General features: G+C 62.4%; 8 protein-coding genes. 4 read left to right on the forward strand and 4 right to left on the reverse strand.

Annotated elements, in window-relative coordinates; all coding sequences use genetic code 11:
* The first annotated feature begins 56 nt into the window (after positions 1–56).
* On the forward strand, positions 57–482 hold the full coding sequence (locus tag BUC04_RS13440; RefSeq protein WP_067664005.1) for a VOC family protein: 426 nt from the start codon (positions 57–59) through the stop codon (positions 480–482).
* Between the two features lie 69 nt (positions 483–551).
* On the opposite strand, the gene BUC04_RS13445 is transcribed toward BUC04_RS13440, so the two are convergent.
* The gene (locus tag BUC04_RS13445; protein WP_067664002.1) at positions 552–2,621 is read right to left on the reverse strand and encodes a winged helix-turn-helix domain-containing protein; all 2,070 of its coding nucleotides are present in this window, start codon (positions 2,619–2,621) and stop codon (positions 552–554) included.
* Positions 2,622–2,948: 327 nt separating this feature from the next.
* Here BUC04_RS13445 and BUC04_RS13450 point away from each other — a divergent pair, with 327 nt between their 5' ends.
* A complete protein-coding gene (locus tag BUC04_RS13450; RefSeq protein ID WP_067663999.1) occupies positions 2,949–6,836 on the forward strand; it encodes a putative Ig domain-containing protein in 3,888 nt (1,295 codons plus the stop codon).
* Between the two features lie 60 nt (positions 6,837–6,896).
* Positions 6,897–10,766: a S8 family serine peptidase gene (locus BUC04_RS24240; protein ID WP_073325927.1), complete on the forward strand. Its 3,870-nt coding sequence runs from the start codon at positions 6,897–6,899 to the stop codon at positions 10,764–10,766.
* A gap of 85 nt (positions 10,767–10,851) precedes the next feature.
* Here the strand turns inward: BUC04_RS24240 and BUC04_RS13460 are convergent, their stop codons facing one another.
* Entirely contained in the window at positions 10,852–11,574 is a 723-nt protein-coding gene (locus BUC04_RS13460) for a YIP1 family protein (RefSeq protein ID WP_067663993.1), read from the reverse strand.
* A gap of 47 nt (positions 11,575–11,621) precedes the next feature.
* Positions 11,622–12,335 carry a Yip1 family protein gene (locus BUC04_RS13465; protein ID WP_067663990.1) on the reverse strand — a complete coding sequence of 238 codons (714 nt, stop codon included), beginning with the start codon at positions 12,333–12,335 and terminating at the stop codon, positions 11,622–11,624.
* A 249-nt stretch (positions 12,336–12,584) separates the two neighbouring features.
* Between BUC04_RS13465 and BUC04_RS13470 the strand changes: the two genes are divergently transcribed.
* Positions 12,585–13,538, forward strand: coding sequence for a DUF2167 domain-containing protein (locus BUC04_RS13470; RefSeq protein WP_067663987.1), 954 nt, complete (start codon positions 12,585–12,587; stop codon positions 13,536–13,538).
* 86 nt (positions 13,539–13,624) lie between these two features.
* Here the strand turns inward: BUC04_RS13470 and BUC04_RS13475 are convergent, their stop codons facing one another.
* Positions 13,625–14,347: a YIP1 family protein gene (locus BUC04_RS13475; RefSeq protein WP_067663984.1), complete on the reverse strand. Its 723-nt coding sequence runs from the start codon at positions 14,345–14,347 to the stop codon at positions 13,625–13,627.
* Positions 14,348–14,469: the final 122 nt, after the last annotated feature.

Raw genomic sequence — 14,469 nt, forward strand, 5'->3', positions numbered from 1 at the left:
GCTGGTGTGCTGGGCTGCTATCCCTAGGCAGTCACTGTTGGCCACACGGAGCGCCCATGAGCCAGTTCAAACCCCACGGGGTGCCTACCCTGATGCCCTACCTGATGGCGAAGGACGTCCAGCAGGCGATCGACTTCTACCATGCGGCCTTTGGCTTTGAGTTGGCTGATCAGCCGATGGAGGAGAACGGGGTGTTGCAGCACGCCGAGATGACCTTCGGCGAGGCCCGCATCATGATGGGCCGCGAAGGCGCCTGGGAGAGCAAGGCACAAAGCCCCGCCAGCAGTGGTATCGAGCAGGGCACCGGGTTATACCTCTACTGCGAAGATGTCGACGCCCACTGCGAGCAGGCTCGTCGGGCCGGCGCCGAGATCACCCTAGAGGTGGACAACATGTTCTGGGGCGATCGCATGTACGCGGTGAAAGACAACGACGGCTACCGCTGGAGCTTCGCCACCTGGCCTGGCGACCAGGAAAGCTAACGTTGCCCTAATCCCTGCCCAGCCTCGCCCTTGCGCGGCTGCCGAGGACCTGAACTGGTGCCGGCCAGCCTAGAGTGCCGTTGGCTCCAGCGGCGCGATGGCCATGATGTTGGCCTCGCGCCGGCCCAGCCGGGTTAGCAGCAATTGGCCCTGGTTATCCTGTGACAGACTGCGGTGGATCTTAACGCTGCCGCGCTCAAAAAGCTGCAACACCTCCTCTCCCTCTGGCCACCAGCGCACCAACTCATCCTGTTCGCTGCCGCGACGCAGGTAGATCAGGCCCTCGTCGGTGAGCAGCCAATTGCCCCAATCGTCCACCGCCAGCCCTTCTATCAGCTTGCGTTTGGGCTCATTCGCCCCTTTCAGCCACAGCCCAGGCTCGTTGAGACGGGTGTAATAAAGCCGCCCCTCGCCATCCTGGCGGGCAAACACCCCGCCTTGCTCGGTCAATGGGGTTAATTGGCCGGAGTCCAGCTCCAGCCGCCAGATCTGCCAGCTACCGCTGCGGTTGCTGGCCATCACCAGGCTTTGGCCATCGGCGCTCCATTGCGGGTTGCGATACAGATGCTCATCCTGCAGCAGAACCTGCCGCTGCTCCCGGGCCAGATCAAACAGCACCAGCCGGGTGGCCTTGCCCTTGACCGTTACCGCCGCCACCAACTGCTGGCCATCCAGCGACCAGGCGGGCAGATCCGGCAGCCCCTCTTTGTTGGTTAAGGGGCGAGCCGAGCGACCATCGCTCTGGGCCAGCCAGATCTCAAACTGACCGCTGCGGTTGGAGAGAAAGGCCATCTGGCTGCCATCGGGCGAGAGGGCGGCAAACAGGTCACGGCCGGCAGACTCAATGTTGTTGTGCCGCTCACCCTGCCACAACTGCAGGTATTCCAGCGAGGCATGGCGAACATAGGCGTAGTGGCCGGGCTGGGCCAGGGCCTCGATATTAAACGGAGTCATGTCCCGCACCATCGGCTGGATATGGCCGGTGGTCAGGGTCAGCTGCCACAGGCTATGGTCACCGTCACGCATGGAGTTGAACACCAGGGCGCTGTCGTCCCGGCTCCAGGTCAGGCCATGGATAGAGGCGCGATCCTGGGTCAACTGGCGTTCGCGGCCAGTGAGGTCGACGGTAAACAGCTCCGCCTGGTAGCCGCCCTGGTAGCGTATAAAGGCCAATCGGTCTTCGGTGTGGGCCCAGGCCAGCTGGTTGTCCTGCTGGCCGGATTGGGGCTGGCTCAGCTGGCGCCGCTCATGGCTTTCCAGGTCATACAGGAACACCGCGCTGTGGTCCTGCTGCGGCACCTTGTCGATCATCGCCAGGTAGCGGCCGGAGGGTGACCAGTCCAGCACCTTGTGGAAGCGATTGAGCACGCAGGTGCCCACCCGGCTCTCCTCCAGGGTATCCAGCGGCTTTATCCACACATCGCACTGGCCGCTGTCGTTCTCACGGACAAAAGCCAAACGGCGACCGTCCGGCGACCAGGCCGGGCTGGCCTCGGCGTGGCGGCTAAAGCTCACCTGGCGCAACGGCGCCTCGGGCTGATGCAGATCCTGGATGAAGATCCGGGCCGGCTCGTTGTGGCGCTCCCACATAAAGGCCAGGTAACGGCCATCCGGCGACAACGCTGGATTCTCCTCCACCCCCTCCAGGTAGGTGATAGGACTGGGTTTGCCGTAACGCAGCGCCTCGGGCTGCGGGCTTGGCAGATACCAGGCCAGCACCGCCAGCACCGTTAAGCCGGCCACCAGTCCCCATTGGCGCAGATCCGCCCCCAGTTGAATCCGTTTCGGCTTATCCGGCACCACGTCTTTATTCAGCATGGTCACCGGCAGCAGCAGCTGGTAGCCGGTCTTGGCGATGGTCTTAATCACCTCCTGGTCGCCATCCGCCAGCAACTTGCGAAGCTGGTAGATGGCGTTGGTGATACCCCGGTTGCCCACCGCGGTGTTGCCATCCCAGATCGCCTCAATCAAGGCCTCCCGGCTGACGGTCTGGCCATGGCTTTGTACCAGCAGCAGCAACACCTCAAATACCTTGCGTGGCAGGGTCTCTTGCTGGCTTTGGCCGTCGGCCTCCCGGCTCAATGACAGTTCTGACGTGACGATGTGCCAATCGCCAACCCGATACTCTTCATGCCCCATGATCGTGCGTCCTTGAACTGTTTTTCTTGTTGTTGTGGAGCCACGAATACACAGCCCACGCAATAACCGTCAACCCACGACGCTTGAGCAAATGATTTTGTCGCAAAGTGACACGAAAAGGTAATGCGTAAGATGTTGATTTAAATGCAAATGATAAAAAAAAGACAATAACAGGAGAGGGATCTGACCCCGATTCTCTTCCCCGTCCCGGTTGCCCTTGGGTATCAACGAGATTGGTTGGCTTGACCAGCCAGAACAAAAAAAGCAGGGCGTACCACAACAACAACAGCGCCTTAAAAGCTTCCTCAATCCAGAAGGAATCCAGGGATGAACCAGAACCGCTTTACCCTCAGTCGTCTGGCACTCTGTGTCAGCATGGCCATCGCCCCGGCGGCGTTGATCGCCACCGAAGCCACCGACCAGCTCACGTCAGTCGGTGCCAGCCAGAACCAACAGGTTGAAAGCTATGTCTTTGCTTTAACCACTCCCGCCGCTTGGGCACCCGGTGGCGATCTCAACGCCGCCGAGCAGGCCCAGGACCGCATCATCGCCCTGGCCAAGTCGCTCGATCCCAAGGCGCAGGTATTGGGCCGCAGCAGCAAGGTCGCCAATACCCTGCACCTGAGCCTCAGCGACGAAGCGGCGCAAGCTCTACAAGCCCATCAGGAGGTGGCAGGCGTCGATGCGGTGCAGGGTGCTCGCAAAGCCCAGCCAGGGGCCAAGCTCAACAAGCTGGTCAAAAAGGCACAAATCAACGAGATGACCGAGGCGGCCCCCAAGCTGTCTGACAACCCGGATGCCGGCGCCGGCGTTACCGTCGCCATCTTCTCCACCGGTATCGATTACACCCACGCCAGCCTGGGCGGTGCCGGCACCGCAGAGGCCTACGCCGATGCCTATGCCAACCGTACTGCACCCTATGACGGCTTCCCCACCGACACCGTGATCGGTGGCCACGATTACGCCTCCGAATTCAACGGGGCTATCGATGAGAACCCGCTGGATGGCAACGATGAGCTGGTCAACATCAATGGCTGGGAGTTCCCTACCGGCCGCGGCACCATGCTGGCATCGCTGATCCATCAGCAAGCCCCCGGGGCAAAGTTCCTCGCCTACAAGATCGGCACCGTGTACGAGCGCAGCTGGGATGGTGCCATCCTGGAAACCGTGGTCGACCGCACCCGTCTGGCCCAGGCCTTTGAAGAGGCCATTACTGAAGGCGCCGACATCATCCTGGTGGATCACAGCCTCTACGGCGGCCACTACGCCGCCTACTACGATCCCAAGGGCGACAACATCTCCGGCGCCCAGATGGAGACCCAGATGGTCAATGCGGCGGCTGCCAAGGGCGTCACCGTTGTCACCACCGCCGGCTACTTCGGTGAGTTCCCCTCCAAGTACAACATCGCCACCCTGGGGGCCGCCGACAGCGCGCTGACCGTGGGTGCGGTTGAAACCAATGGCGCCGACCTGGTCACCACCGAGTGGACCCCGCACGGCCCGGTACGGGGCTCACAAACCATCAAGCCGGATCTGGTCAGCTACGCCAGCACCGAGAATGTGGCGCTGGTGGGCACCGCCACCGAGTTTGGTGATGAAGCCCATTACGACTTCACCGTGGCGCGCATCGCTGCCGCCGCCGCCATCGTCAAGGGCGACCGCGATGGGTTGTCCAATGTGGAGGTGAAAGCCCTGCTGGCCAATACCGCCAATGCCATGGTGATGCGTGGCGACAGCGGCATGCAGGCCTCCGTCACCCAGATCGGTGGCGGTGTGGAGAACATCGACGCCGCACTGAGCTCGCCGGTGGCCGCCTGGGAGAAGGGCAGCTACCAGCCGCACCTGCGCTTTGGCCAGGTAACGGTAGACGGCAGCCACCGTGTGGTGAAAGAGGTGTCTCTGCGTAACTTCTCCGAACAGGCGCAAACCTACAGCCTGAGCATGGAGCACGCCGAGCGCGACGGTAACGCTGCCCTGTCCTGGAGCTTCCCGGCCTCGGTTACCGTACCGGCCAACACCACCATCACCGTTCCGCTGGTGCTGGAGATCGACGCCGCCTCACTGCCCTCCATCGGGCTGCACAACAGCGACGATTACAGCCTGGAGAACTGGGAAAAGGCAGAGCTCAATGGCTACCTGAAGCTGACCAGCGACAGTCAACCGACCCTGAGCCTGGGCTGGGCTATCCTGCCCAAGCACGCCGGCAGCATCCAGCGTAACTTCGACACCTTTGAGGATGTCTGGTCCGACTTGGCCCATCCGCTACCGTGGTCCTTCAGCACAGCAACCCGCAAGCAAAGCTTCACCAACACCAGTGCGCAAAATATGCTGGCAACCGCATTGCCGGTGGTCGCTTCTCGTACAGAGATCCCCACCGACAAGACCAATGCCACCCACCTGCTCAACCACACCATGGCCGGCATCTATGACGAAGCCATGTGTAGCTCCGGCAAGAAGTACGTGTTTGGCGCCATCCTGCACCAGCCGGCGGATATCTCGGCGGCCAACTACTTCGACAAATCCGGCGACACCCTGCTGCTGCATAAGCTGTACTTCGAGCGGATCGTCGAGGACTACAACCTGGCGGAGGGGATCGACTGGGAACCCTGGCTGAACGACGAGGATATCTTTGCCCAGGTCTGGATCGCCATGGATCCCGAAGGCAAGCCACGAAGCTACTACACCGATTACAACCTGACCTATGACCCGTCCAACCCCTATGGCCGCTACACCCCGTCGCAGCTGCCGGTGCACTTCACCCCGGGCACCAACCAGGTGGTGGGTCAGTTCTGTTTGGAGGAGCTGTATCACCACGAGATCGATAGCCCCGACGATTTTGACCAGAACCTGGGCATGATCTTCAGCACCGACCGCGATGCCCTGCCCGATGTGGGCGATCCGATCCTGATGTTCAACCCCTCCAAGTGGGGCATGCAGCATGACGACGGCTGGGGCGGCACCCAGTGGAGCACCAACGAGGTAAAGCTCAACCGCATCGATGCCGAGGGCATGGAAGGGGATGAGTGGACCCATCAGATGGAGCTGGCGCCCGGTGAAAGCGCGATGCTCTACTCGCAAACCGATGGTGCCTGCAGCAGCTTCGGCATTTGGTCTGACAGCAACATCAACACCGATGCCAGCATCCAGGCCCCGAGCTTTGAGCAGTGCACCCAGGCGCATTTTGTCCTGATGGACCTGCACAGTGACTACTCGCTGGAGGCCACCTACGGGATGGGCTACGACAGTGCCTACTCCGTGGCGCAGGTCACCCCGGGCCAGCACTTCATCGTCAGCGAAGATGTTAGCGCCGGCAGCGTGATTGGCCAGCTCGCGCTGACCACACCGGGCTTCTTTGGTGAGGTCGGCAGTGAGTGGAGTCCCTTTGTGGTCAAGCTGATGACCGCCATCCCGGGCAATCCCATTGAGATTGCCGAAGACGGCACCATCACCGTGGCCAACCCGGCGGCGCTGGACTTTGAAAACCAGCACACCCTTACCTTCGAAGTGATGACCCAGATGGGTCAAAACATCACCTCTAAAGCGGCTGAGGTGACCATCAGCATCACCAACGTCAACGATGTTGCCCCCATCCAGCATGGCGAACTGCCCAGCTTCGAGCTGATCGAAGGCAACAGCCTGGAGCTTTCACTGGCCAGCTACTTCAGTGAGGCCGAGGGCGATGCAATGAGCTTTAGCATCGAGGGCCTGCCCAAGGGCCTGAGCTTCGAGGCCGACAGCCTGACCCTGTCCGGCACCGTCGAAGCGGCGGGTGAGTACATCGCCAAGGTGGTTGTCCACGATGGCGTCAACAGCACCACCGCTGAGCTGGTGATCACCGTGCTTGCCGCACCGGCACTGATCAGCGAGCTGCCGAGCCTGAGCCTCACCGAAGGGGACGCAGTGGAGCTCTCGCTGGACGGTTACTTCGCGGATGCCGACAGCGACAACCTGATGCTGAGCGTGGCCGGCCTGCCTGAAGGCCTGAGCTTTGATTCGGACAGCATGATGATCACCGGTACCGCTGGCAGTGCAGGCGACTACACCGTCACCGTTACCGCCAGTGACGGTGCACTCGAGGCCAGTGCCGAGATGTCCCTGAGCATCGCTGCGGCCCCGGCGCCTGCCCCGGCACCCGTGCCGAAATCCGACGATGGCGGCAGCCTGGGCTTTGCCCTGCCGCTGCTGGCCTGGCTGGCGCTGCGTCGCCGTCGCTAAGCCCACTACGGGGCCGGCCCTGGTCGGCCCCCTCTCTCTGCATCTAGAAGGACTCATGTTGTGTTGAGACTCAGTGTATTGGCAGCCCTGGCGGCTGCAGCGTCGGCCCAGGCTGGCGACCATACCGGCAACTTCCAGGCCGGCCCTATCAACTCCATGTCCGCGCTGTCCGCCAAAGAGGCGCGGGATATCAGCGATCTGTACTTCGTCAAATTCCACGCCGAACCGCTGGCCGTTGCCGCCGATGGCCTGCAGCAGTTCGGCATCCTGTCGATGAAACAGGCCAGCGGCCGCTTGAATGTGCAAGCCCCCGCCAGCCAGACCTACCTCAACCGCCTGGCCACAGAACGAGAGCAAAGCCGCCAGAGCCTGTCGAGCAAGCTGGGGCGTCCGCTCCAATTCGAGAACCAATATGGCACCGTGCTCAACGCCGCCACCGTGCACCTGAGCCCGGCCGAGGCCGAGCGATTGGCCGCCGACAGCAGCATTGCCGGCATCCAGAAGGTGCAGATGCACCAGCTGCACACCGACGCCGGCCCGGACTTTATCGGTGCCAGCCAACTTTGGGCGGGCCTGGGCTCGCACCTGGCCACCAAAGGAGAAGGGGTCGTGGTCGGGATCATCGATACCGGCATCGATGGCGATCACCCCTCCTTTACCGCCACTGCCAGCGACGGCTATGTCCACACCAACCCGCTGGGCGATGGCGTCTACCTGGGTGACTGTGAGATCCGTACCGAGCTGTGTAACGACAAGCTGATCGGCATCGTCAGTTACCCTGAGCTGCACCTGCGTTACCCCAGCACCCCGCAGGATCACTTTACCCGCACCGAGCTGCTGGACACCGGTTGGGACTTCCAGGGCCACGGCACCCACGTGGCGGCCACCGCGGCCGGTAACCCCCTGACCGATCTCCCCATGTACAACGTCATCGGTGGCCTGGCCCAGTTCCGCATGCCCGCCATCAGTGGCGTGGCCCCCCGGGCCAACATCGTCTCCTACCAGGTCTGTCTGCCCCACAGCGATGACCCGAACTACGGCGGCTGCTACCCCGACCTGACCATCAAGGCGCTGGAGCACGCCATTGAGAACGGCGTCAACGTCATCAACTACTCGGTGGGCGGTCCGGCCGATAGCCCCTGGCTGCGCTACGATACCGAGGCGTTCCTCAACGCCCGGGTTGCCGGCATCCACGTGGCCACCTCCGCCGGCAACTCCGGCCCCAATGCCGGGACCGTCGGCACGCCCGGTAACGCGCCCTGGATCACCACGGTGGCCGCTTACACCCACGACCGTGGCTACCTGGACAAGCAGCTCAACGGCTTCAGCGGAGGCGACACCACGCCGCCGGCGCCGCTGACCGGTAAAGGGGCAACCGAAGGGATCAGTGCCACCATCGTCGATGCCGACGATTATGGCGATGGCCTGTGTAACACCCCTTTCGCCGAGGACACCTTCAGCGGTGAGATCGTTGTCTGCCGCCGCGGGGACATCGCCCGGGTCGAAAAGGGCGATAACGTCCTGGCCGGCGGAGCCGGTGGCCTGGTGCTGGTCAATGTCGACGATGAGGTCGACAACGTGGTGGCCGATCTGCACGTCCTGCCCGCCATCCAGCTCGACAAAGCCAGTGGCGAGCTGTTGCTGGACTGGCTCAGCAGCGGTGAGGACCACCTGGCCACCATCGGCACCACGGAGATGATCAAGGATGCGGCGCTGGGCAACATCGCCGGCGACTTCACCTCCCGTGGCCCGAACCTGCCCTATGCCGGCAGCCTGGCACCGGATCTGGCCGCTCCCGGGGTGGACGTGTTCGCCGCCCACACCACCGAGTGGCCTTACTCCCGCACCATCCCGCCGGAGTACACCCTGATGAGCGGCACCTCCATGGCCAGCCCACATGTGGCCGGGGCACTGGCGCTGATGGCGGCGCTGCGTCCGGACTGGACCCCAGCCCAGGTGCAATCCGCGCTGATGACCACCGCCAACTACACCACCTTCACCGACGACGATTACGACGGCGAGCTCACCCCCTCCACCCCGTTTGATGGTGGTATGGGGATGATCCAGGTGCACCAGGCGGTGGACGCCGGTCTGCTGCTGGATATCTCCGAGCAGGAGTACCTGGATGCCAACCCGGATGAGCAAGGCGATCCCAGCAGCCTGAACCTGCCCTCTGTGGTTGGCCTCAACTGTGTGGGCCAGTGCAGCTGGACCCGGACCGTCACCGCCACCGCCGATGCCAGCTGGACCACCGCGGCCAGTTACCAGAGCGCCGGCTTCACCATCGAGATCAGCCCCGCCAGCTTCAGCCTGAGCGAAGGCCAAAGCCAGGAGCTGACCATCACCGCGTCACCCAACGAGGAGCTGACCTCCGAGTGGGTGTTTGGTGAGATCGCCTTGACCGCCAGCGGCCTGCCGCAGCAGCACCTGACCGTGGTGGTCAACTTCGAGGGGGGCAGCGTGCCCGGCGATCTGGAAAACCGCGAGGTGATCACCGCCAACCGTGATGCCGACAGCCATGCCATCGAGGGCTTTGTCACCATCGGCTCGAACGATCTGCAGCTGACGCCCCGTGGTCTGACCCAGGTAGAAACCCATAAGGCCGACACCCTGTGGGATCCGGATGCCCGCTACCGCACCGAGAACTCCGCCAGCCTCCATGTTGTCCCGGTGGGGATCAGTGCCAGTACCGAGGTGTTTGCCGCCTGGCTGAGCGACGCTGACGCCCTGGATCTGGACCTGTTCATCGTCCACGACTCCGATGGCAACGGTGAGCCCTCGATGTTCGAGATCAACAACGCCTTCTGTGTGAGCGGTCGCTTCGACAGCCAGGAGAACTGTGTGATGGAAGACCCGATGCCGGGCAGTTACCTGGTGGTGGTCCACAACTACGAAAGTGCCGAGCCAATGACGCTCTACTCGCACACCCTGTCCATCGCCAATGTGAAGGATCATGAACCGACCTTCAGCCTGAGCGCGCCAGCCAGTGTCGAGACCGGAGAAGAGTTCGCCATCGACGTCCGTTGGGACCACCCGATGACCGAAGGTGAGCGCTACTTCGGTGCCATCACCGTGGGCACCAATGCCGAGCAGCCGGATAACGTCGGCACCGTTTACTTTGAACTGGACCGTGGTCCCGATGACGTCCGCTTCGCCACCGAGCAAAGCGCCGTCACTGCCGGTGAAACCGTTAGCTACAGCATCGAGCTGATGGCCAACGACAGCGCCGAAGACCGTGACTATAGCCTGAGTGTGGAGGTGCCCGAACCCTTCGCGGTGGTCGAGGCGACCGACGGAGCAATCAGCGACAACCAGGTGCAGTGGCAGGTCCGCCAGGTGGCGGGTGCCCAGGCGCAAAGCCTGGAGCTGGTGATCGACACCAGCGCCGTGACCGACAGCGATGCCGAGCTGGTACTGGCCCTGACCCACGCGCTGACCCAGATCGCCGATAGCGGTGTGACGGTGGAGGCAACCCCGGTCAGCGTGATGGCGCCGGAAAAACCCAAGGCGCTGATCAACGGTGAAGCGGCTCTGAAGCTGTCGGTACAAAGCCCGGCGACCCTCGAGCTGCAAGCCGGGATGGAAGCCGACGGCGAGATCCTGAGTTACCAGTGGCAACAACAATCCGGGCCGGAGCTGCTGCTCAGCGACAACGATGGCGCCACCCTCAGCATCGAGGTGCCCGCACTGGCTCGCGACCAGGTGGCGGAGATCAGCCTGGTGATCACCACCGAAGCGGGCAGCAGCCTGCCGGTGATGGCGACCCTGAACCTGGCCGCTGAGGTTGTTTCCGAGCCAGAGCCAGAACCGGAACCTGAGCCGGAGCCTCAACCGGCCCCCCCGGTTGAGGACAAGGGCAGCAGCGGTGGTAGCCTGGCCTGGTGGTCTCTGATGCTGGTGCTGGTGCGCCTGCTGCGACAGCGTCACTAAGGTCACGCCAGCAACGCCAATGCTCAAGCAGTAAAAAAGCGCCCTACGGGGCGCTTTCATTTTGGGGTATGTGCAGGCGGCAGAATCAGCCGCCGTAAAGCACCGCCCCTACCGCGATGGCGATGGCGCCCAGCAGCAGGATCACCAGCAACACAGTGAGCAGCGCCTTGCCGATGCCGTAGTCATGGGCCGCCGACAGGTTGGCAACGCTGAGCACCAAGGCCCACACCCCAAACACCGTCTGCAAAAACACGATGGCCACGTAGGCCAGGTTCTGCCACAGCGCCGCCTGGCCCAGCTGGCTGGGGTCCACCAACACCGAGGGGCCATAGATCACCAGCAGCACCAAGGAGAGGCCCAAGCCCAGGATGCTGGGTACCTGGGCCCACACCATGCCGGTGGCGATGTTGTTGAGACTGCCGGTGCCGCCGAGCCAGCCCCCCACCAACCGGTAGAGAAAGGCGATGAGATGGATGATGATCCAAGCCAGGGGGATCGCCACCACCGAGCCAACCATCAAGATGGCCAACGCCTGCCAGCCGCTGCCCCCTTCGCCTGCCGCAGTCGCGCCGCTTTGCAGGCTGGGGTCCAGCGCCGATTGCAGCACCCCGGCGAAGGTCCCCAGCGCCAGTAGCCACCAGAAGTAACGCCTTGGTGTGTCGCTGGCCAGGATCGCCCTCAGGGTCTTACGCGGCTCCAGCATCATCGCCAGGAAGGGCTGTGACGGAAACACGGTGGCCTCGCCCAGCTCTCCAGATGTGGCCGGTCCTGTGGGATCTGTATTCCCGGCGGGTTGCTCTGCAGACATTGATTGTCACTCCATGGCTTTTTAGTGGACACACCGTGAGCTGAAGCTTAGCTCCACAGCACTGAGGGGTCGTCCATCATCATCACCACAGCTACGGCCAACAGGATGAAGAACAGGATGATCACCAGGTGCACCCCGACCGAGCGCCACAGGCTGATGTTCAGGGTAACCGACAGCGCTGCCACGCTGAGCACCAATCCCCAAACGGCAAACACGATCTGCAGCAAGCCAATGCCCACCGCCAGCAGCCCTTTGAGTGTCCCCCCCTCGGTGATGGCATCGGGATTGGTGATAAGCTCGGTGCCGAACAGTGCGAACAGCAAAATAGACAATCCCAACGAAATCAGGGCAGGCACCTGGGCCCAGACCATGCCGGTGACCATGTCCCCCAGTTCCCCTTCCCCGCCAAACAGACGGCCAACCAATCGGGTCAGCCACGCCGAAAGATACATAAACCCTAAGGCGATAGGAGCGGCAACCAGCAGGCCGAAGCCAAAGCCAAACAGCTCCGGGCTGGAGGCCTCGGCCATGTCGCCGCTAAACAAGGTCTCCAGGCCGCTGGCCAGCACGATCACCACTAACAGGAACACAAAGCCCTTGCGCGGGGTGTCGCTGGCCAGCACCGCACTCAAGGTGGCACGAGGCTCCAGCATCATCGCCAGAAAGGCCTGTTTGGGAAAGGGCTGAGCCGGAGACTCATTACCGTATGGCTCAGTGTCGGGAGAGTTGTGGGGTGGTTTTACCGCATCCGTGTCGTTCATAGCGCATCCTTGGCATGGTTTTGTCTCAGTCTATCCAACCAAAACACCAGAAAAACGACAAAAGGACAAGTTCTGACAGGGACTTAGGCTTTTTCCTACGACGCATGAACTCAGGCGAGCGCCAGGCTGTTGAGAACCACCGGCCTCAGCCCATGGGCTACGCCAAAGTCACGCCAAATCAGTCACCTTCGATTGCACGTAAGACCAAATACTGTCAGCTTAGTGGGGTCGTTGATAAGGATATTGACCATGAGAACACTGCTTAGCCTTGCTCCCTGGGCCCTATGGGCTTTTCTGGCCCCCACCCAGGCGATGCCGGCCTGGCCTGAGCTGCAACAGGAGCTCACCCAGGCACTGGAAGACCCGGAATACAGCGCGGAAGACCACGGCTTTTTTCGCGACTACCTTGCTCAGCTCAACTCCCTGGCGCCCCAACAGGGGCAGATCCCCCTGGCGGAGCAGCGCATCGTCCTCAATGTGCCGGAGCATCTCTACTACTTCTCCCCCGAGGATGCCGAGCTCATTCTCAGCCAGCTGTGGCAGAACGTCCCGGGCACCGGCTTGAACAGTCATGGATTGCTGATGCCAGTGGCTTTTGACCCCATGGCAGACGCGTCCTGGGCCACCACACTGCACTACGTCGAGGATGGCTACATCGATGACAGCGAGGCGCAGACCATCGATTACGACGCGCTGCTCAGCGAGATGCAAGCCGACACCCGGCAAGAAAGCATGCAGCGTGCTGAGCAGGGCTATCCGGCCATCAGCCTGGTGGGCTGGGCCTCGGCGCCCTACTACGATGGCGAGACCCACAAGCTGCACTGGGCGCAGGAGCTTCACTTTGTCGGCTACGAGGAAAATACCCTAAACTACGACATCCGGGTGCTGGGCCGGCAGGGCTTCTTGCAGATGGGCTTTATCGCCCACATGAGCCAGCTGGAGCAGATCCAGGGGCAGATGGAGGAGATCCTGGCGGTGGCCGAGTTCAGCCCTGGCCACCAGTACAGTGACTTTGATGCCAGCACCGACAAGATGGCGGCCTATGGCATTGGCGGCCTGATCGCCGGCAAAACCCTGGCAAAAACCGGTGTTCTGGCGGCCATCCTGATGCTGTTGAAGAAGTTCTGGTTCGTGGCCTTGGCGGCGATCTGGGGCCTGTTCAAGGGGATAGGCCGGCTGCTGGGCGGTAACAAAGCGGACTAACAGCTGCGCTCAAACACCAGCCTTGAAATGACAAAGCGCCGCGGCTTCTGGCCACGGCGCTTTGTTGTCTCTAGGCGTGGGTGCCATTAGAGCGCGAACAGCCACTCCAGCAGCAACACCAAGGGCAGGGCTATCACGATCACCATCAGAATAAAGAGCACAAAGCTCAGCAGGGCTCGCCAGATGGCAAAGCCATGACAGGTGGCCAGGTTAACGATGCCCAGGCCGAAGGCCCAGATGGCAAACACCGTCTGCAGGATGACGTAAAGCCCCACCGCCAGTGGGAAGAGCCAGCCTTCGGCCGCCAGCCATCCCAGGTCGAAAACCGCATCCAACCCCACCCACAGCGCCAGCAGCAGAGCCACCGGCAGCAACAACAGCTGCGGTACCGTCGCCCACATCATGCCCACCAGGATCGACTCGGTATCGCCCTTGCCCCCAAGCCAGCGGCCTATGTGCTGATAGCCCCAGGCCGCCAGCTTCATGATCAGGTAGGTGGCCGGGATGGCGATCAGGAACACGCCAAGGGTCTTTGCCAATGTTGCGGGCCCCATCAGCCCCTCGGACACCAGGTTGATGACGTCATCCATTTGGCCCACCACCAGTGACAGCACCAGCAGCCACCAGAACCAGCGGCGCGGCTCGCTGCTGTCGAGGATCCCGCGCAGGGTCTGACGCGGCTCCAGCATGACCGCCAGCGGGGCCTGGTGGGGAAAGGGCCGACTGGCCAGCTCGGCCTGGGCAAAGGCGGCGGCAATGGACTCGGGGGTGGGAACGGCAGGGGCACGCGGGGTGCGTTTGAACAGCATCGGGGTCTCGTCTTGTCGTGAAGCAAAATTCGATGCCGTTGTACCACGTTGCTGCGAACACTGCCGTGAGAATCCGCACGGGGGATGCAGCGCTTACAAACAAAATCGTGGCCAAACAAAAC

It is taken from the genome of Ferrimonas marina (assembly GCF_900129905.1).
In the GTDB taxonomy this organism is placed as follows: domain Bacteria; phylum Pseudomonadota; class Gammaproteobacteria; order Enterobacterales; family Shewanellaceae; genus Ferrimonas; species Ferrimonas marina.